This window comes from Litorimonas taeanensis (assembly GCF_003634015.1).
Classification (GTDB): domain Bacteria; phylum Pseudomonadota; class Alphaproteobacteria; order Caulobacterales; family Maricaulaceae; genus Litorimonas; species Litorimonas taeanensis.
Genome location: NZ_RBII01000001.1, coordinates 180317 through 201378 on the forward strand (window position 1 = coordinate 180317; position 21062 = coordinate 201378).

The window sequence follows — 21062 nt, forward strand, 5'->3', positions numbered from 1 at the left end:
GCCGTATTGTAGGACAATGCTCTGCCGCTAGGCTAAATAGTAATTTTGTTTAAGCCCGTCTGATCCCGTAGCTTTCACTCGCCCATCTTTCCGCATGTGAATCAAATGAGATAGGACGCTATGTGCGGCAGCGGGGTGGAGACGTTTGTCGATGTCGGCATATAAGTCTTTGACTATATCAAGAATGTTTGTGAGCCCACGCCCTAAGGCTTCTTCAATCTGAGCTTCTCGGGTAAGGCGATGTTCAATATAAGCTTTCACAAATATATCAACATCAGTGATGGCTGCGCCATGGGTTGGCCGTAAAATGTCGAAATGCTTGTGGTAAACAGTTTCTAGGGAGCGAAGGTAGTCGCCCATGTCTCCATCGGGAGGGCTGACGACGCTAGTTGACCAGCCCATTATATGATCTCCGGAGAAGAGGGTGTTCTCTTCATGTAACGCATAGCATAGGTGATTAGACGTGTGCCCAGGGGTGTGTAAGGCTTCGATAGTCCAGCCATCCCCTTTTATGACTTCCCCATCTCGTATTTCTACATCCGGTTTAAAGGATAAATCATCACCAGCCTCCAGACGAATTTCACCTCCTTGAGGGGGTTTAGGTTGCAGACCAAAGCCATAAACTTGGCAGTTGTGGAGACGTGCTAATGGCTTTGCCATAGGGGAGTGGTCAATGTGATGATGTGTGACCAAAACATGCGTTACAGTTCTGCCTTCAAGGGCCTTATTTAACGCGTCTTCATGTTTCAGTGTTGTTGGTCCAGGATCAATGACGCATACATTTTTGTCGCCAATAATAAATACGCCTGTCCCTGTATAGGTAAAAGGGCCAGGGTTGTCGGCAATGACACGCTGAACAAGTGGACTGAGTTGGTCGCACCGTCCATATTCAAATTCAAGGTCTCTTATGTATGGAATCGCCACGCTTTAATCCTCATCCCCAATCGTTGATACTGTAGGCGGAAAGTGAAAATCAACTGCGCGACGCAATGCAAGGCCCAAGATTTTGGTCGAGCGTAGTTTATCTTCTACAGGGAGTGCGAGAGGGGGACCCATATCTGTTTTGTTTACATCCACAATATATATTTTGCCATTGATTGCGTCTCGTAAAATATCGAGGCCGCCCCAGTCCAGTCTCATTTTTTGACAAAATTGTGAAATCAAAGAGCGTTCTTTTTTATTGAGGTGATTTTCTGTTTCACTGAGTCGGCAACGAGAGTTCAGATTCTTAAACCTTTGTTTTATCGGGCGTTCTTTTAAGTATATCAGAGGAACCTCACCAAAAACGGTAGGGCAACGTAAGTCGAGCACAGTGCCGTCATTGGTTTCAGACATTATCATTTTTTGATAAACCCAACCTTCTTGGGGCTCGCAATTTTCGTAAACAATATAACCATCATGTTTGCCGTTGAACTCTGATTTACATATAAATGGCGTTGTCGCTGTCCTTGGATCGACCTGTAAGCTATAGCCGAAAACCTCTTCAAAGACTTTGGCGACATGGGATTTACTGATATTGGTACAATCTCTGTTTAATCCGGGAGGGTGCCCGTCATTGTCGTGCACAAACGTTTGATCTCTGAAGTAAAAGTGTAATTCGGCCGCTTCAGTGGGAGTGAGACTAGTCAAATTGGCGTGGCGCATCGCGCCCCATAATAAGTAGATGTTCTCGACAGGTTTGGGGTGAACAATGACTTTACGTGATGGGCCCTGAAAGGCAGTCTCTTGTTGAATTTCTTTGCGGTAATATTGGCGCCATATAAGAATGTCTTTAATCAGCGCACGGCTGAAGGGTATATAGGCCCCTGTTTCACGGGATGTCACACCTCTAAGGGTCCATTCAAAATCAGAAATTTTCATAAGGTTCTAAAGAAGGCCTTGTTTATGCGTGTCCAAGAATTTTGATTCTCAATTTCTTCTATCATTTACGTGCCAGTCATAGACAGAGAAGAGTAAAATTACCCTTGATGTCAAATCTGCCTCTTATAGAGGCGTAAGGTGACAAAATTGCAACACAACACGGAAAAAGATGCAGTTTTATGTCTTTTTGTTCATCTAACTACTTGAGCGCGGCGCATTAATAGATTTTAACAATGAATACGTGCGGAAATACCTCCGCAAAAAATAATAACCAGTTCGAAGGGGTTCATAATGAACATAACCGATAAGGCACGGCTTCTACAGACGTCAGTGCTCTCCACATTATTTGTGAGTTTAGCTATACCTGCCTATGCGCAAGTCACTGACACCACATCAGATGAGTCTTTTGTTGTTGAACAAATTGCTGAGGAAGAAGATGAAGTAGAAGAGAGCGGCGACACAGTTGTTGTTACGGGTTCACGCGTTAAACGTGATACTTTCTCTAGCATCTCCCCACTTCAGGTTATTACGACTGAATTATCACAAGATGTTGGTCTGTTTGATCCTGCCGCTATCCTACAGCGTTCAGAAGCGGCTTCGGGTCAACAAATTGACGGAACATTCCAAGGGTTCGTTCTTGACAATGGTCCAGGTTCACAAACTTTGAATATTCGTGGTTTGGGTGCAGATCGTACGCTTCTTCTTATGAATGGCCGTCGTATCGCTCCAGCGGGTGTTGAAGGCGCTCCAACGAGCCCGTCTATCAACCTTCTTCCTGGTTCATTGATTGAGCGCTATGACTTGCTGCTTGACGGTGCCTCATCAATTTACGGTTCTGATGCCGTTGCGGGTGTAGGTAACGTAATCTTGAAAAAAGACTTTGAAGGTCTCGAAGTCTTCGGTTCAGGTAACTATAATCCACGTGGTGGCGGTAATGACTATACTGTTAGTGCGGCTTGGGGTAAAAATACTGACCGGGGTTTCTTTGGCGTTGGTGCAGAATATGACCTTCGTGACGAAATCAGAATTGAAGACCGTGATTTCTTAGCGGGTTGTGATAGGCATTACGAAATTACTGAATCTGGCGAAATTCGTACGCTTGGTATTGCTGACCAACTTACTGTTGAAGACAGAACTCCAGGGGTTACGACTTCTGCAAGTGAGTGTAAGGTAGGCGGCATTACGGGCCGAATTTTTATCCCATTCACAAATTTAGGTTCAGTCTACTTCACAGATGGTGCGGGTAACTCAGGTATTCCTGGATATGACGAATCAACTGGTGGTTTCGGTGACGTTGACGCTGATGGCGACGGAATTCGTGATGTTGACTTCAATCTCGTTAATACAAATGGTCTTAACCCTGAGCGTACATTCATTCCTGAGCAAAAGCGTTACAGCCTTATGGGCTATGGTGAGTACACCTTAGAAGGTGAAGCCAATATTACGCCTTATTTTGAAGCGCTTTATTCCAGAGTTGATATTTCTTCTGAAAATACAGGCAATGCGCAAGTGTTCCCGTATGTATCGGCTGCTAACGAGTTTAACCCTTGTAATATCGGTACTGGTGTAGATTGTCGTGCGGGTCAAAACGCGGGTGGGTTGTTCCCAACGCCGCTGAGCACTGGCTTTAGCTTGCCTGTTTTGCCAATTTTCGCTGTGCAAGGCGACCGTGATAATTTTGACGTAACTCAAGAGCAAACAAGATTTGTTGCTGGTGTTAAGGGTGACGTTACATGGTTAAACCACGGTGTTTTAAGCGATTGGGAATTTGATCTCTCAGGTACTTATTCTCGTTCTGAGGGTAATTCTACACGTCGTGGTATCCGTGAAGATAAGTTGGCGTTTGCTTTAGGTATTGACCCTTCAGCAGATTTTGATGGCGATGGTATCTTTGATAATAATGGCGATGGATTTGCTGATGATTACGACCAAAACGTAGATTTTGGACCAATTTTTGGTGTTCCCGTGCTTGGTGTCAACACAGCGCCCGGTGTAATTGCACCTTGTGACGTGTCTGCACTTGCTAACCCTGGTGCTTTGCTGCCTGACGTTGCAGAGGGCTGTGTGCCTGTAAACGCTTTCGCTCCTAGCCTTTTCGAAGCTGTGGGTGATTTCGCAACAGCGGCTGAAAGAGATTATGTCTTTGGTGAGCGCACATTCAAAACAGTGTATGAGCAAACCATCATCTCTGGTATCTTAAGCGGCCGTGTTGGTAAAACTGCAGCGGGACCAATTGGTGCTGCGCTTGGTTTTGAAATTAGAAATGATAAAATCAATTCTGCTCCATCAGTCGTAGCGTCTAACGGTCTCTTCTTTGGTTTCTTCTCTGATGGCGGTGCTGTTGGTGATAAAACTATCAAAGAACTTTTCGCAGAAGTCGATATTCCGTTGATCGCTGATTACCCACTCTTCAAGAGCTTGGAAGTCAACATCTCTGGTCGTTATACTGATGAAGAGTTCTATGGTTCTGCTGGAACTTACTCTATCAAAAGTGGCTGGCGCCCAGTTGATTCACTTCTCTTGAAGGCGAGCTATGGTACATCTTTCCGTGCGCCAAACTTGCGTGAAAACTTCTTACGCTCGCAGTCAGGCTTTAATACACTTGGTGACCCGTGTGCGGTTCCTGATGATGCGTTCGTAAATGGTGCATATGATGCTAACCTTGATACACGTGAGCAAACAACGCTTGCTAACTGTATTCGTGAAGGCCGTGACCCAACAACTGTCGGTATCGAACCTACACAAGGGTTGGATGCGATCCAGTCAGCCAGTGTTGAGATTTCAGCCGGTGGATCTTTGGACCTTGAACCAGAAACATCGACATCATTCACAGCTGGTTTTGCCTTTACGCAACCATTCTATGACAGCTTTGATTTCGACATTGGTGTTAACTATTACGACATTAAAGTTACTGATGCTGTGATTGAGCCTTCAGCTGCATTTATCATCAACGATTGTTACACACGTGATGACGGTGTTCGTTCTACCTTCTGTGATCGCATCACAACGGGAGATCCAGCGACTACACGGGGTCTTGTCAGCGATGTATTTGCTGGGTTTATCAACCAAGACGAAGAGATTGTTCGTGGTCTTGATATTAACAGCCGTTTCGCAAAAGAGTTCACAGCGTTTGAACAGCCAATGGAATTTGGTTTGAATGTACGTGCAAACAAACTCTTAGAGCGTAGCGAGCTATTCATCGATGATGAAGGCAACGAATTGTTTGATGACGATGCTGGTGAATTTGGTTACCCTGAGTGGACAGGTACTGCCACTGCATATTTAGATTGGGATAAATTCCGTTTCACATGGCAGACGCGTTACATTGATGCGGTAGAGCAAGATGAAGATGGTATTGATCCATTCAGTGATGTTTTTGACACTCGTGATACTGGGTTTGTTGGTCACACATGTTCAGATGGCGTTTTCTGTCGTGACGTTGGCTTTGCTGATGACTATATGACACATACTGCCTCAGTACGTTATTCGGCTGATACATGGACAGTACGGGCTGGTGTTTCAAATATCTTTGATAAAGAGCCGCCACTAGTCGATGGTGATGAAGTTCTTGCTATCTCCAACACACCAATCGGAAATGGTTATGATCTAGACGGACGTGAGTTCTTCTTATCAGCTTCAAAACGTTTCTAGTTTTTGGATTAAATAAATTTGATGAAAGCCCTGACCTTGGTCGGGGCTTTTCTCGTTTAATAAGGCGGTTATGAATTTACGCTCAGTATTCAGTGGGCGTTTATCAGAACTCTGTCTCTAAATTTATGCTCTTAATCCATTTAAAACTGCAAATTCCCTCTATCAGGAATTGCCACATGCATTTTTATTTGGTCTATTATTAAATAGAACGGAGCTCATTTATGAAAAAAATTCTTCTTACATGTGTAGCAGCTTTAGGCATTCTTGCCGTGGCACCAATTAGCGAAGCTGCGACTTCAGTAAAACCTTATCCTATGGATTATTGGGCGGCGCCTAATTTTATGGATAATGTGTCGCTCTCCCCAAATGGAAAATTTTTGGCGTTTCGTAAGGCTGATAGTCAAAAGGGCGATCACATAATTGAAGTCTATGAAGCTGACAATATGGCTAAAAAACCAAAACGTCTCGGCGCGAAATCAATGAGAATTCGTGGGTTTAGCTGGGTCGGAGACGAAGAAATGGTTGTCTCTTTTAACAAGCAAGTCAGTAAGAAAATTAAAGGGTTTAATCGCGGTGCATTTAAGAGCAAGCTTGCATTATACTCGCTTAGAACGAACAAATTTAATGAACTAAATGCGGATGATTTCAACCTTTCTCTAGTGAACGGGCTTGTAAATGAACCAAATCATGTTCTTGTAAGATATTCTTTTTTCGACCGTTCAAAGAGCTTCCGTGCTCCAAGCTATTACAGATATAATTTGAAGACGGGCTCTAAACAACTTGTTCTTAAGGGCAATGATGACATGTTCGGTTACCGTTTTGACGAGGACGGAAACCCCCGATTTGCGAATGAATTTGATGAAGGTTCTAAAGAAACTGTCTTTCTCTATCGTGATATAGGGGGCAGTGGTTGGAATGAATATTACCGTCAAAGTCAAGATAGCTTTGAGACTTTCCAATATGGTGGAATCGTAGACGGAACGTCTGACGAAATTTACGTCATCGCCCATAACGGCAATGATAAAGAAGGCCTTTGGAAGTATAATTTAAAGACCAAATCTTTCGGTGAGTTGGTTTACCGCCGTAATGATGTCGACCTTGCTGGCACCGTACGTCATACGAATTCATGGAGTAATCCAGGGGTTGTGACGGGCGTGCGATACGGCAAAGACAAATATCATGTTAAGTATTTCGATAAATCCGAAGAAGCCATGATGAAGCAATTTGAGCAGGCGATTCCGAATGCACATTTATTGAGTGTGTCGAGTCGATCTCGTGACGGTGACGTATTAGTCATGCGTAACTCAGGGCCTCGGGATCCGGGGAGCTATTATCTCTTTAATAAAGGTAAGCTTTCTTTAGTCGGCAGCGTGAATGGTCTTCTAAAGGGTAAAGATCTCGCCGATGTTGAATATATCACTTATACGTCCCGCGATGGTAAAAAAATACCAGCCTATGTAACGCGGCCGCAAGGGAAGGGGCCTTTCCCGCTTATTGTTATGCCGCACGGTGGTCCCTTTGTGTCTGAAGTTGTTGGATGGGACGATTGGGGGCAGATGCTTGCCAATAATGGATATATGGTTCTTCAACCACAATACCGTGGGTCACAAAATTATGGTCTAGAATATTATCAGTCTGCATTCATTAATGGCGGCGAAGGCGGCAAAAAGATGCAAGATGATAAAGATGATGGGGTTAAATACCTCATTTCTAAGGGTGATGTGGACCCAGACCGTGTAGCCATGTTTGGCTGGTCCTATGGCGGCTATGCCGCGCTGATTGCGGCTGCACGTGAGCCCAATATTTATCAATGTGTTATCGCTGGCGCCGCTGTGGCCGATAATTTGCAACAGGTAAATTATTACCGTGACCGTCTTGATGGTGCCCAAGAGGTAGAGCAAGTCAATTTCTGGGATGGCTCAATTAGTCCTATTGAGGAAACAGATAAGGTCAATGTCCCCATGCTGATTATTCATGGTTCTGTTGATCAACGTGTGCCTATCACACACAGTGATAAATATTCAAAGGCCCTCGATAAGTCAGGGAAGTCTTATGAGTATATAGCGCTCGAGAATGCAGACCATTTCTCTAATACTTTGGATTATGACCATAAGATGAAAGCCTATCCGCGTATGATGAGTTTCCTCAAGAAAGATTGTGGTCCTGGCGGGCTGTAAGCGTGAGGCTTCTTAGATAAATTAAATGAAAAAGCCTCTCAAATGAGAGGCTTTTTTATAGCGTTATATGGGCCCGTTACAGGGCTTCATTTCAGGCGAAGATTATTCAACTGATGGAATATTTGCGTGTAGGGCTTCTCGCTTTTGCGCCGCGCGGTGGGCGCGTAGCGCAGCTTGTACTTCTGGAAGGGCCGTAATGGCTTTGAGCGCCTCTATATCAGCTTTTGCTTGTTCTGCGCCGCTGAACAGATTTTGCAATTGTTCACCAGCGGTTGGAATGCGTGGGAAGCGTTTTAGGCGAACCTCTTTATCCGCATCAATTTCGGCAAGCTCTTTAGCGACGTCGACAGCTTTAAGAAAGCCGCCAAGTTCGTCCACGAGGCCGCGTTCTTTGGCTTGTTCCCCTGTCCAAACACGGCCTTTAGCAATGTCTTTGACTGTCTCTATTGGAAGGTCCCGGCCAGTTGAGACGCGATTGATAAAGTCTTCATAAATATCGGTGAGCTGTCCTCGGAAGCCTTCTCGCTGGCTTTCGGTAAAGGGTGTGTCCGCAGATAAGGCACCAGCATAGTCTCCACCGATAGTAATGGCTTCAATGTTATACCCAACCTTGGCAAATGTATCTTCAAAGGCGATTTTGCCGCCATAAACGCCAATCGAGCCAGTGATACTGGTTGGCATGGCTACAATTTTATCTGCGGTGGCAGAAACATAATAGCCGCCTGAAGCCGCGTATTTGCCCATCGATATAATGACGGGTTTACCGGCTTCTTGCGCTCTTTCTGCGGCGGCTAAGATTTGATCCGACGCCGATGGTGATCCACCCGGCGAGCTAACACGGAAAACAATAGCCTTTACGGCTTTGTCTTTGGCCGCGTCATCAAAGGCTTTGGCTAGGGTATCACTCCCCATTGCTAGGTCGCCTCCGAATGGCCCACCATGGGAAGAATCGCCTGTAACGACAGCGCCTTCTCCGCCGATATAAGCAATGACAGGCGCGCCATAGTGCGAATCAATGGTGTAGTCACTTATGGCAAGCAATTCCGTGTCTTCGCCGCCAGCTTTCTCTTTTACATAATCTTTTGCAATTTCGATGAAGCCCATTTTGTCGACGAAACCTGCTGTCATAGCCTCTTCAGCACTATGAGGGGAGGCGTTGAGGAATTGTTTCACGCCGCTGACAGTCATTTCTCTGTCAGTGGCGATATGTGCGATGGCCGAATCGTACAGACTGGTCAGGAAGCTCGTGGTTGATTCTTTATGGGCCTCGGTAAATCCTTTTTCAGTGTAGGTGTTTACGGCGTTTTTATATTCGTAAAACTGTTCGAACTGTGGTTGCACATCAAATTTTTCCATTACGCCGCCAAAAAACTCTGTTTCGGAGTGAATGCCCGCTACCGCGAAACCAGTTGTGTCTTGCATCCAGATCTCGTCGGCTGCAGCGATTGTCATATATGGAAATACACTCGGAGATTCGAAACCTTGTGCATGGGCTACAACGAACTTCCCGCTTGTTTTGAAGTCCAAAATCGCGAGTCTCAACTCTTCAGCACTGGCTGGGGTGATTCCATATCGGTCTGCGCGAATAAAAAGACCTTTGACCCGGTCATCAGTTTTTGCCGCATTAAGGGCTCTTACAATATCCACAACCCCAGTACTTTCGGCAAAGAGTGTATCCCCCATACCCTGATCGGGCAGGGCGGCGCGCATATCAAAGCTGAGGACTTGATTGGGCTTAGGTTTCATGGAGGCAGAGAGGCTTCCAATAATTCCCAGCCCAAAAACAAAGACAAAAATGAGAAAAAAGAAAGCAATGATGCCGACAACGACCCCAAAAACCGTAATTAAAAACTGACGCATAAGATGTGGCCTTGTAAATAAAGTAGGAATTCTCCTTCAATATAGTATGGGATGGATTAAAATGTCACGATATTTGCTGTTTTTCGATAAATTAATGCAGTTATGACCGACAGAAGAGCATTCAGGTGAAATTGGATGAAGAAAGCATCAAAATCCCGTTGCATTCTGTTTGCGACCCTCTTAGAAGGCGCCTTCAAATCGGTAGGTCCACAATGGGGCGTAGCCAAGCGGTAAGGCATCGGGTTTTGATCCCGTGATCGTTGGTTCGAATCCAGCCGCCCCAACCACCGATTATAATGTACCTTATAAGTTAAATGTAATTTGGAACGTAATGTTCTGTCTGCGGGTTATGTAGTTGATATGTGACGCGGACTTGCTTGTGTTAGCGTTGTCATTTAACGAAATAATATTACAAGCAAATTATGGTTAATATACACAGGCTCCGTTAAAAAAAATTCAAAAAAAAATCGAATTTTCTCCCAATGTAATCATTGATTAAGGATTAATGCCCGTGTAAGCGAAAACCTTGAGAGTATCCTAAGCCCCATAAAGAGGGCCGGATAAAGAGGATTGGAGGACGTTCCTAGTGACGATTAAAGCCACTCGTAAATTTATGTGTGTTAGTGCTTTGGCAGCTGTAATGGCTGGTTCCTTTGCTTTTAACGCGGTTAGCCAAGAGAGTGATCTTGAAGCCACTTATGCAAGTGTACTTCAGCAAATCGCTGATGTTCAGGCCGCCACAGATCAAAAGCGTTTATATTTGAAAAAGCAAGAGGAGCAGATTGCTTCATTGCAGAGCCAAATTGATTCTGCTGGTGAATTAAAAGCTTCCATTCGTCCTTTGGTTGTCGAGATGACAGCCGAGATTGAAAAGGAAATGATTAAGGATGTGCCTTTTCAGGCTTCTGAGCGATTCGCTCGCCTTGATCGCTTGAAAGAAGATTTAGATAAGCCGGATGCGCCTATCGCCTCCTTATTCCGTCAATCAATGAATATATTTGATACCGAAGTTGTCGCAGGGGTATCTGTGGCGTCTTATAATGGTAATAACCCAAAGAACCCAGGGACGCGTTTAGCGGCATGTGATGCCGACATCACGAGCACAGCTTGTGATTTGCCAAAATCGGTTAAAGATGCGTTGCCTGTCGGGGCTACAAAAATAGAAGGCGATTATCTTCGTGAGAGCGTGACGGATGGATATTATCTCCATTTTGGCCGCATGTCGCTTATCTATCTTCAGTTCGATAGTTCTGAAGCTTGGAAGTGGGATCAAGAGGCAAAAGATTGGGTCGAGATGAGCCGTTCTGATGTTCTGGATTCGCGGCGTGCTGTTCGCATTGCTCGCGGTGAAAGTGCGCCTAATGTTGTACTCGCCCCCATTCGCGTTGGCGGATAACCAATACTTACGCATTCAATCATTCTGTGATGATGGAATAATATTTAAAAGCAGACTTGGAAGGACACCATGTTAAAATCAAAAATAGTCAAGCCCTTGATGCTTGCCGGCGCGGCGGGGCTTTTATTTGCCGCTCCTGCCCATGCGCAATTGGAAAGTGCGCTTGCTGTCGCTAAATCCTCAACACAGGCTAGTGCTGCGTCTCAGCGGCAGGTCGAAGATGCAGATGATGCGGCGGATACTGCAGCTCGCGAATATCGCGCCGTTCTTCAGCAAACAGACAACATTGCTTTGTTCGTGGCTCAGCAAGACATCTACCTTCAGTCTCAAAAGTCTGAAATTCAGTCATTGAACCGTCAATTGGGGACGGTTGAGCAAATCAAGCAGGGTATGAGCCCGATGATGTTGCGTATGGCTGTGGCTTTAGAAGATTCAATCAATAGTGACTTGCCTTTCAATATGGCAGAGCGTCAGGCGCGTCTTGCAGACGTAAAGGCTGTATTGTCTGATCCGGATGTGTCCCCGGCAGAGCAATATCGCCGCGTACTGAATGCGTATAAGATTGAGGTTTCTTACGGGCAGGGTATTGATAGTTACGAAGGTGTGCATCCGACACGCCCGGGTAACGTCGTCAACTTTATTCGTTTTGGTCGCACATCTCTTGTCTATGTGACTAAGGATGAGACAGAAGTTGCCAAATATAATTTAGCTACAAAATCTTGGGACGTTCTGGGCGGCGCTGATGCGCTTGCTATGCGTCAGGCCATTCGTATCGCCAAGGGCGAAGCGGCGCCTGCCATCGTTTACGCGCCCGTCATTACCAATTAATTAGCCGAGGACATTAGAAGATCATGAGAATGAAGATGAAATTTTTAACAAAAGCCACGGCGGCCGTCATCGGCTCTGCTGTTATGCTGTCAGCGCTTCCGGCGTCTGGTCAAATCAGTTCTGTTAACGAGTTGCTTAGCAAGGTTCGTCAGGACGCCGCTAAGGTTGAGCAGGAGAATCGTCAACGTGAAGCGGAATTCCGTCAGCGTAGAGATCAACAGCAAGCTCTATTAGCGAAAGCGCGTGCAGATTTAGGCGCACTTGAGCGTCAAGCGGCAAGTGTTGAGCGTACTTTTGCGGCAAACCGTAATACTATTGATGGCTTGAAGGGTGAACTTCGTGCCGCTCAAGGTGATTTTGGTGAAGTGTTTGGTTTGGCTCGTAGTAAAGCTGGCGAATTCAAAGCTCTATTGGATAGCTCTTTGATTACGGCGGAATATCCTAACCGTACTGAGGTTCTTGGCCGCGTCGCAGAATCTGAAGCGCTTCCAAGCAGCGAAGATTTGAACGCAATTTATGAGCGTATGCTTCAGGAAATCCGTGAGCAGCGTCTTGTGAAGGAATTCCAAGCTCCTGTTGCAAACGTTGATGATGGCGCCGTTCAGAGCGTAACACGCGTTGGCCCATTTGCTGTCTTTACATCAGGCAGTGCAAACTTCTTGGGTTACTCTGCTCCAACAGGTGAAAGTGCTTCAGCGCCTTTACTTAAGCAGTTGCCGAAGCAGCCTGGCGGTCAAATTTCTGCTGCGGCTAGCGATGTAACAAAAGCCGGTTCTGGTGATTTGGTTTATGCTCCGATTGATCCGACGCGTGGTGCGCTTCTTGAATCATTTGAGCGTGTTCCAGATGTTAAAGAGCGTATTTCTTATGGTGGAACCATTGGTTACATTATCTTGCTTCTTCTTTTGATTGGTGGATTGTTCGGTCTTTTGAATATCGTTCGTTTGTTCCTTATCAAAACAGCCGTTTCTGGTCAGAAGCGTAAGGCTCAAGGGTCTAAATCTAACCCTCTTGGTCGCGTCATGTTGGCTTATGAAGGGGCTAAGTCCAAAGATGCTGACACGGTTGAGTTGAAACTTGACGAAGCTATTTTGAAAGAGTCACCAAAGCTAGAAGTTGGTTTGAACCTCTTGAAGCTCTTTGCCGGTATCGCACCGCTCTTGGGTCTATTGGGTACGGTTACAGGTATGATTAAAACCTTCCAAGCTATGATGATCTACGGAACTGGTGATCCACAATTGATGGCTGGTGGTATTTCTGAAGCGCTTGTTACGACTATGTTGGGTCTGATTGCGGCTATCCCGCTTCTTATTCTCCACAGCTTCTGTTCTTCATTGGCTCGCTCTGTTCAGGGTACGCTCGAAGAGCAAAGTGCAGGTATCGTGGCACGCCACGTAGAATCTCGCACAGGTGTCTAATTTAAATCTCTGAGGCAAAGCCTCAGAGGATATTTGGCGGGCGTGTCAGTCTTGGTACGCCCCTTAAACAGCCAAATTTAGATTGAAACGCCTAAATAATTTGAAGCCTAAATAGATTTGTAAGGACGACAAAGATGGAATGGTTAAACCCCGTCAATATTGTGAACGGATTGGTGAACTTCTTAAATACTGGCGGTAGCGTATTGCTCGTCATTGGTATTGTAACGCTCGTTCTCTGGACATTCATATTGGAACGCTTCGCGTATTACCTTTTTGCTCATAAGCCAATGAAAGTGCGTTTGAAAAATGAATGGGATGCCCGTTCTGATAAGCGCTCGTGGAAAGCTATGGCTATCCGTGATGAGATGGTCAGCCAAATCAAAGAGCGTACAGATGCTAATGTTGGTTTGATTAAGACCTTTGTTGCACTTCTGCCTCTACTCGGCCTTTTGGGAACCGTGACAGGGATGATCCAAGTGTTTGATACAATGGCTCTGTCAGGCTCATCAAATGCACGCTTGATGGCGGGGGGTGTCTTTAAAGCGACCATTCCAACTATGGCGGGTATGACTGCCGCACTTTCTGGGCTTTACTTCTCGACGGTCATGCCGCGATGGAGTGCACGCGAAACAGCGACCTTCGCTGATGAACTTCAAATCGGTTAAGGCACTGGAAAATAAGAGGACCTTATGAGACGCGGACGTAAAAATACTCAGGCTGATGAAGCCGATGTCGATATGACACCGATGCTAGACATCGTGTTTATCATGTTGATCTTCTTCATCGTTACTGCCACTTTCTTGGATGAAACTGCGATTGACTTGACGCAGCCACCACCACCACCAGATACGCCTAATCCTCCGGATGCCCCGCGTGCTATTACTGTCTTTGTTGACGCGCGCAATCAGTGCTCTGTTGATGAACGTCGTACAAACTGTGACCGTGTTACTCTTGCTGTAGAGCGCTTATTAGCGGACAAGCCTGGCGCCAGTGTTATTTTACGGTTGGATGAACGCGCGCAACATAAAATTCTTGTTGAGCTTAAAGATGGTCTTGATGCAGGTGGTCGTTCTACCAAGATCGAAATCATCAAAGCGGGAGAGGCATAAGTCTCTCCATCCCCAAAGGTTCTTAGGGTAATGTGTGATGCAAATCTGTCGCACCTTGCTAATTCAGATAAAATGTGATAAGGTAACATTATGGCACGGCGTAGTAGAGTAAAACTTCCCGAAGAGGATACAGAACTCAATATGACACCCATGTTGGATGTTGTGTTTATCTTGTTGATCTTTTTCATCGTGACATCTGTCTTTGTTAAAACTCCAGGTATTGACCCTGTTGAGCCTGTTGCGAATACGGATGTTGAGTGGAAACCGACTATTCTGGTTGCCATCAATGCAACAAATGAAGTTTGGATCGACAAACGACCATATTCTCTCGAAGAAATTCGTCCTGTTATCACAGGTATTCGTGATGAAAGCCCGAAAGCGGTGGCAATTATTAAAGCCGATCGTGATGCAGAGGTAGGAACAGTTATGGCCGTTCAGGAATTAATGCAGGAACTCAGCATTGATGCCCGCGTTGGTACAGAATAAAGATAAAGGATTTTATCATGAGTACAGCAATTCGTTGGTTAATCGGTATCCCTGTCGCGGCTTTTGTAACCGTAGCGTTATTTGTCTTGATGACAGTCCTTATTTCAGCTGAATTCGAACCGCAGGATAAAGTGAAAACAGCTAGCTTTGAAATCAACCCAAAGGTTGAAGACATCAAGGTTATCGAACGTGAAACTAAGGTTGATAAAGTTCAAAAAGTTGTCACTCCACCGCCACCGCCTATGATTGAGCGGGCGAAAGCTGATAAGCCGACAGAAGCCATTGCTTCACTTGAGGGCGCTATCCCAGATTTTGAGACGCCAAAAATTGACCGTCAATCCTTCAAAATTGCGGTGTCTGATCGTGACGCACAACCATTAGTTCGTATTCCGCCTATTATGCCAACACGTGCTGAGAAATCTGGCCACTGTACAGTTCGCTTTGACGTGAGCCCAGAGGGTGCACCTTTTAATGTGGTTGCGACTTATTGTACGCAAAGCCTGTTTGAGCGAGCATCCGTTAAGTCTGTTCAAAAGTGGAAATATAACCCGAAAATCGTTGATGGCCGTTCAGTAGCGCGTTCTGGCGTTGAAAGTAAAATTTCATTCCGTCTATCTGACGAGCGTGGACGTATTATTCCTGAATAATCAGTTCGCTGATTATTCCCGGGGCAGGGTTTCTTGTCCCAAACCTTCCCTTTGCCTGTAACATTCTGGGCAAAGTTTATGTCGAAATCGCTGATTTCGAATTTGATGAATTCTAGGAGCCTGTGATGACTTCACTGACCAAAATGATCCGCAACGGTTTAAGCGCAAGTGCATTCGTTCTGATGAGCGCTGCCTTTGTTAGTGTGCCAGTGACGGCCTATGCCCAAGATGATGCTCAAACTGAAGGCCGTCAATTCTCTGCAAAATCTGGTGAGATGGTGAGTGCTGCTAATGAAATGATGACAGCCAATCAATTTCAGGCTGCGGTCTCAAAATTGAACGAAGCCTTAGCCCTTCCTGATTTGAACGCCTATGAGCGCTCCATCATTTATCAAGTTCAAGGTACAGCCTATTATGAATTAAATAATTATGGTTCCGCTATCACGGCCTTTGAAAATGCCATTAGTGCTGGCGGTTTATTGCCGAATGAGGCGTCTAGCCTTCGCGTCAATATTGCTCAGCTATTAATCGGTAATGGTCAGTTCGCTGAAGGCGCGCAAATGCTTGAAAACTATCTTGCTCGTGGCGGCCAAGAAAAACCGAAATATGTTGAATATATTACACAAGCTTGGGTTCAGGCTGAAAACTATAATCGAGCTCTGCCATGGGCTGAAAAATGGTTTAATGCCGCAAGTCCCAAAGAGCGTAAGCATTTTGACCTATTGAACTTTCTTTACAATAATTTGGGCATGCCTGGGAAACAGGCAGATATTGTAAAGCAGATGATTAATCGCTGGCCTGAAGAGAAGCAGCTATGGGAAGCTTGGGCTTCGATGCTTGCGAATGGTGGCCGTGAACAAGAAGCGTTTGAAGTTACTAAGATGCTTTATATTGGCGGCGCTTTGACAACTGAGCAGGACTTGATGAAAGTCGTTCAGTATTACAGCTTTTACGATATGCCTTTCCAAGCCGCTGAAATTTTGGAGCGTGAAATGTCTAATGGACGTATTCCACGTGATTCTGAAAAGATGGTACAGTTGTCTAATTTATTCCGTCAGGCACGTGAATATAAGCGCGCTATTCCAATCCTAGAGCAAGCGGCGTCGAGCTCGAACCAAGCAAAGCTTTATGCTGATTTAGGCGAAGCCCTTTACAATGAAGGCGAATGTCAACGTGCAGAAGCGGCCTTTAAAGGGGCGATTGATCGCGGTTATGATGCGGGTAAATCTTGGATGTTAATTGCGACATGTCGATATGAGGCGACGCAAAACCAAGAAAGCCTTTCTTGTGAGATGTCACCAGATCAGATGGCGAATGCGCCAATTACAAAAACACGCGCTTCTGCGGTTGAGGCTTTTTCTCAAGTGCCCTCAACATCACGTGAAAACCGGAACGCTAAAAAATGGATTTCTTTCATTCGCGCTGAACGAGATGCGTTTGACCGTCGTTGTGAATTTGAGAAGAATATTGAACGTGAACTTTGCTATCAGATGATCAAAGGCGCTTATGACAATGAAATCTTCGAAGGCGAGTTTAAGCTTGAAGACGAGAACTGTCAGAGATTTAAAGCCGATTACGATGCAGCCTATATTGTGAAGACAACAGGTTAAGTCGATTTTGATCTTAGGTTTAAAACCCGGCTCTATGCCGGGTTTTTTTATGCCTAAATTTTGCTGTGGCCTTATTTTCGGACTGTTCTATGTCAATAATAGGGGCCAATAATGGGGTTGGATATAGCGCGCTGATCAGGGCGCTTGTTATGTATCGTCCGTAGCACGCTATGGATTATAACCTAGAGTGCTACGGCCTATAAGAATACAATCCTACTTTATAGACCTTCATTCTTATGAGTTTTAGATATGACGGCTTAATAGAACGACCATGCGCATATCTATGGAAGTACAGTCACAACCTATATTAGATTGAGGCTAATCCGACAGCTGATAAGGCAAACGCATATTCTAATGCTGTTTCTTTCAAGGAGTCGTAACGGCCCGACTCGCCCTGATGCCCCGCTTCCATATTTGTTTTCAGCAATATAGGGGCGTTCCCAGTTTGATTGTCACGGAGCTTAGCGGCCCATTTGGCGGGCTCCCAATAAGTCACACGGGGATCCGTTAAGCCCGCCGTAATTAAGGTCGCGGGATAAGCCTGTTCTATCACTTGGTCATAAGGAGAATAGCTGAGAATTTGGTCATAAGCCGCCTCATCCTCTAATGGATTACCCCATTCTGGCCATTCTGGCGGGGTGAGGGGCAAGGATGTATCCGACATTGTGTTGAGAACATCGACGAATGGTACAGCGGCGATAGCCCCCGCAAACAAGTCTGGTGCTTGGTTGATAGCCGCGCCGACAAGCAATCCTCCAGCGGAGCCGCCATGGCAGACGATATGACCTTTTCGCGTATAGCCTAGGTCGCAAAGGGCGCGGCCGGTATCTATAAAATCGTTAAATGTATTTGTTTTCTTCTCTAATTTTCCATCTAAATACCATTGATACCCTTTGGCCATACCGCCTCGGATGTGTGCAATGGCAAAGATGAAACCCCGGTCAATCAAGGATAATATCGTTGTTCGAAAGGCTGCAGGAATGGTTATGCCATAAGAGCCATATCCATAAAGCAAGACCGGCGCACTCCCGTCGATAGGGGTGTTCTCGCGCCGTAAAACTGTCACCGGAACGTCAGCGCCATCACGAGCTGTGATGGAAAGTCGTTCTGTTTTATAATGGGTGACGTCATGACCGCTAGGGACTTCTTGAGTTTTAACTAAAACGCGCTCTCGTGTTTCCATATCGTAGGCAAATATCTGCGCGGGTGTGGTTGGCGATGCGTAAGAAAAATAAAGCTGGGTAGTGTCATATTCATAACCAGACACAAGTCCGAGAGAATAGGCAGGCTCTGTCATTTCAATCACATGTTCTTCGCCATCTCGCATATCACGAATAACCAAGCGAGGTAGAGCATTTTCGCGTTCCAATCTGACAAGAAAATGACGAAAGCTTTCAACGCCAATTATCAATGTGCCGGGTTTATGCGGAATGAAAGGTTTCCATTCTGAGGCCGAGGAAGGCCCGTCGGCGACCATAATTTGAAAATCAACCGCACCATGGGCGTTGGTCAGAACATAGCTACGCCCGCCTTGATCCTGTAGGCTATACTCTAAATTTGGTGTGCGTTTAGCGAAGCAAATAGCCGGTTTTTCTGGGGCTGCGGCGTCTATTCTCCATGTTTCAGATGTCGTGTGGTTATGGGCGCTGATTTCAATATAACGCATATCGTCTGATGTACCGACGCTGACGAAGAACCCAGGATTGTCTTCTTTGTACACACAGACGGCTTGGGATTTGTCATCAAAAATGTCCTGACGCATTACAGCGTGTGGGCGTTGATTTTCATCTCTTTCCACCCAAAATAATGTTCTTGAATTCGCCGCCCAAACCAAAGCGCCTGCGGCGCTATCTATCTTAGTTTTAATTACCTCGTTTGTGCCGTTTAGAGCGCGTACGCTAACTTGATAATTCTCTGATCCCTGACCATCAACGCCATAGGCTACCCATTTGTGATCGGGGCTGTGAGAAACTGCGCCGAGGTCGAAATAGGCAGGGTAGTTTTGGGAGAGATCTTCGGCATCTAATACGGTCTCGCTTTCGGCTAACAAAGCTTCCGTTAGGCGTAGGGCTTTCTCTGACTGATTTTTTGGAACGCGCGCATAAACGCCATGCTGATCCCCAGTCCGATAATAGTGGAAATAGGCCCAACCTCCATCGGGTAATGGGGTGCTGGCGGCTTCAGGCTCTATTCGGGCTTTCATTTCGTCAAAAAGAGTCTCTTTTAGGGTGTCTAAAGGTGAAAGAACGGCTTCTGTATAGGCGTTTTCTGCCTCTAAATGGGCGCGAATGGCGTTGTCCAATTTTGACGGGTCTTGCATGACCGCTTGCCAATTCTCATCTTTCATCCACGCATAATCATCATGCCTGACACGTGATAATTGTTCAGTCCTTAAGGGTTTCTTTTCGGCAAAAGGGGGCTGGGTATTAGTTTGAAATATAGACGCCATGAATATCAACTTACTTTGGGCTAGGGCTACTGAACGGCCTAAACAATAGGGTGGGGGCCTTCAACTGACAAACAAGTGTCTGGCTGTCATTTTGTTTTCATCAATCTGGCCTTTGTGGACGAGATTGCGCGGAATTGAAATATTGCCAGTAAAAGTCACGCTTGGTTAACGCTCTTTGTTTAGATATTGCTGGAAACGGCCCCATTTGACGGAGCGAAGGAGCACGCCTTTATGGTCGCAATGCCAGCACAATCAAGAAAAATGCGGGGCGAAGACCCGCTTCCCGCTCTTGACCCTATCCTAGAGGATGACACTGTCGACAGTAGCGTGGCTACGCGCCGGCAATTGGTAAAGCGTTTGGCGGATGTGATTTGTATTCCATCAAGCCAACTTACCCCCCAAGAGCGCCATATGGCGGGAGATGTTCTGGTCGAGCTGTTACGTGATGCAGATATAGAGTTACGTGAAGGCGTTGCCAAACGCATTGTCATGCTAAATGAGGCCCCGCGCACAATTTTGGTTATTTTGGCAAAAGATGATATTCGTGTCGCAAAACACATTCTTGAAAACTCTCTGTCTTTGACGGATTCTGATTTGATACAGATTTCCAAGACAGTTTCGAGCGAGCATCGAAAAGTTATCGCACATAGACGAAAGCTCTCTGACTCGGTTGTCGATTCGCTCGTTCAGTTCTTAGAAGACGACGTAGTGACGGTTCTACTCAAAAATATGGGGGCGTCTTTCAGTGAAACAGCCTTGCAGAGAATTTTGACGATTTCGCGCAATGAAACACATTTCATTCCGTTGTTGAACCGCCGCGAAGAATTGCGGCCTTCACATGGCTTAACGATGTTTTGGTGGGCTGATGGCCCGACACGAAAGAAAATATTAGCCCGCTTTGGCGTGTCTCGTTCAGTACTGCAGGAGAGCTGCGCAGATTTATTCCCTCGCGCCGCGGCTGATGGGTGGCAAGATGCAGGGGTACGAAAAGCCTTGCAATTCGTCGAACGACGCCAACGCAACCGCGCCGCGATTGCGCGGAATGAACATGGCGGGTTAGAACAGGTAATCGAAGCCGCAGCCGAGAATGGCCTTGACCCACATCTAACCGAAGAAATTTCCTATATGTCGGGTGTTAAGCCTGCCACCGGCGCGCAAATTCTGACGGATGAGGGCGGAGAAGGTATTGCCGTTTTGTGTAAGTCTACGGGTTTAAAACGTGAAATGGTTGAGAAATTATGGGCGGCCCTACGTCGCCCTGCTATGGATGAGGCTGGCGAGGTGCACCCTTCATTACGCCGAGTTATTGAAGCCTATGACTCAATTTCGACGGATAAAGCCCAGACGGTTTTAAGATATTGGAACTGGTCATTGACGTCATCTTTAAACAAAGATGTGCTCCGTTATATTCGCGATGGCGTGATTCCTCGCGAGGAAGAACACGGCGCAGCGGCTATCACAGCAGCGCTTGTCTTTGGGCATCGTCGATAAACCTATCACCCAAGGGTTATTCTGCAATAATCCACAAAACATTTCGCCAAGATTTGGGGCTTTTACCTTTTAATACAGGG

The 21062-nt window shown here is 45.9% G+C and carries 15 protein-coding genes and 1 tRNA gene; 12 read left to right on the plus strand and 4 right to left on the minus strand.

Translation table 11 applies throughout. The features are described from left to right. Positions 1-27 precede the first annotated feature (27 nt). Positions 28-924 carry an MBL fold metallo-hydrolase gene (locus tag DES40_RS00850; protein ID WP_121098692.1) on the minus strand — a complete coding sequence of 299 codons (897 nt, stop codon included), beginning with the start codon at positions 922-924 and terminating at the stop codon, positions 28-30. Positions 925-927: 3 nt separating this feature from the next. Further along, complete coding sequence (locus tag DES40_RS00855; protein WP_121098693.1) at positions 928-1860, minus strand: hypothetical protein; 933 nt, start codon at positions 1858-1860, stop codon at positions 928-930. Positions 1861-2151: 291 nt separating this feature from the next. Between DES40_RS00855 and DES40_RS00860 the strand changes: the two genes are divergently transcribed. Both DES40_RS00860 and DES40_RS00865 read left to right on the plus strand, forming a co-directional pair. Further along, positions 2152-5511 (plus strand): TonB-dependent receptor domain-containing protein, encoded by a 3360-nt coding sequence (locus DES40_RS00860; protein WP_121098694.1) that lies wholly within the window; start codon positions 2152-2154, stop codon positions 5509-5511. A gap of 221 nt (positions 5512-5732) precedes the next feature. Next, positions 5733-7688: an alpha/beta hydrolase family protein gene (locus DES40_RS00865; protein WP_121098695.1), complete on the plus strand. Its 1956-nt coding sequence runs from the start codon at positions 5733-5735 to the stop codon at positions 7686-7688. Between the two features lie 102 nt (positions 7689-7790). Here DES40_RS00865 and sppA read toward each other — a convergent pair whose 3' ends face one another. After that, entirely contained in the window at positions 7791-9548 is a 1758-nt protein-coding gene (sppA, locus tag DES40_RS00870; protein ID WP_121098696.1) for a signal peptide peptidase SppA, read from the minus strand. A gap of 213 nt (positions 9549-9761) precedes the next feature. On the opposite strand from sppA, the gene DES40_RS00875 reads away from it, so the two are divergent. From DES40_RS00875 to DES40_RS00915, 9 genes are all read left to right on the plus strand, one after another. Further along, positions 9762-9835, plus strand: a tRNA-Gln gene (locus tag DES40_RS00875). A 353-nt stretch (positions 9836-10188) separates the two neighbouring features. Further along, positions 10189-10944, plus strand: a complete 756-nt coding sequence (locus tag DES40_RS00880; RefSeq protein ID WP_170144821.1) for a DUF3450 family protein — start codon at positions 10189-10191, stop codon at positions 10942-10944. Positions 10945-11013: 69 nt separating this feature from the next. Continuing rightward, positions 11014-11772 (plus strand): DUF3450 domain-containing protein, encoded by a 759-nt coding sequence (locus tag DES40_RS00885; protein WP_121098698.1) that lies wholly within the window; start codon positions 11014-11016, stop codon positions 11770-11772. Between the two features lie 35 nt (positions 11773-11807). Further along, complete coding sequence (locus DES40_RS00890) at positions 11808-13190, plus strand: MotA/TolQ/ExbB proton channel family protein (protein ID WP_233345322.1); 1383 nt, start codon at positions 11808-11810, stop codon at positions 13188-13190. Positions 13191-13324: 134 nt separating this feature from the next. Further along, complete coding sequence (locus tag DES40_RS00895) at positions 13325-13855, plus strand: MotA/TolQ/ExbB proton channel family protein (RefSeq protein ID WP_121098700.1); 531 nt, start codon at positions 13325-13327, stop codon at positions 13853-13855. A 24-nt stretch (positions 13856-13879) separates the two neighbouring features. After that, a complete protein-coding gene (locus DES40_RS00900) occupies positions 13880-14299 on the plus strand; it encodes an ExbD/TolR family protein (RefSeq protein ID WP_121098701.1) in 420 nt (139 codons plus the stop codon). 90 nt (positions 14300-14389) lie between these two features. Beyond that, complete coding sequence (locus tag DES40_RS00905) at positions 14390-14785, plus strand: ExbD/TolR family protein (protein ID WP_121098702.1); 396 nt, start codon at positions 14390-14392, stop codon at positions 14783-14785. Between the two features lie 17 nt (positions 14786-14802). Then, positions 14803-15432: an energy transducer TonB gene (locus DES40_RS00910; protein ID WP_121098703.1), complete on the plus strand. Its 630-nt coding sequence runs from the start codon at positions 14803-14805 to the stop codon at positions 15430-15432. Between the two features lie 125 nt (positions 15433-15557). Continuing rightward, positions 15558-17042, plus strand: coding sequence for a tetratricopeptide repeat protein (locus tag DES40_RS00915; RefSeq protein ID WP_121098704.1), 1485 nt, complete (start codon positions 15558-15560; stop codon positions 17040-17042). Positions 17043-17349: 307 nt separating this feature from the next. Here the strand turns inward: DES40_RS00915 and DES40_RS00920 are convergent, their stop codons facing one another. Next, positions 17350-19491 carry a S9 family peptidase gene (locus DES40_RS00920; RefSeq protein ID WP_121100302.1) on the minus strand — a complete coding sequence of 714 codons (2142 nt, stop codon included), beginning with the start codon at positions 19489-19491 and terminating at the stop codon, positions 17350-17352. 231 nt (positions 19492-19722) lie between these two features. Between DES40_RS00920 and DES40_RS00925 the strand changes: the two genes are divergently transcribed. Beyond that, on the plus strand, positions 19723-20982 hold the full coding sequence (locus DES40_RS00925; RefSeq protein WP_121098705.1) for a DUF2336 domain-containing protein: 1260 nt from the start codon (positions 19723-19725) through the stop codon (positions 20980-20982). Positions 20983-21062 lie beyond the last annotated feature (80 nt).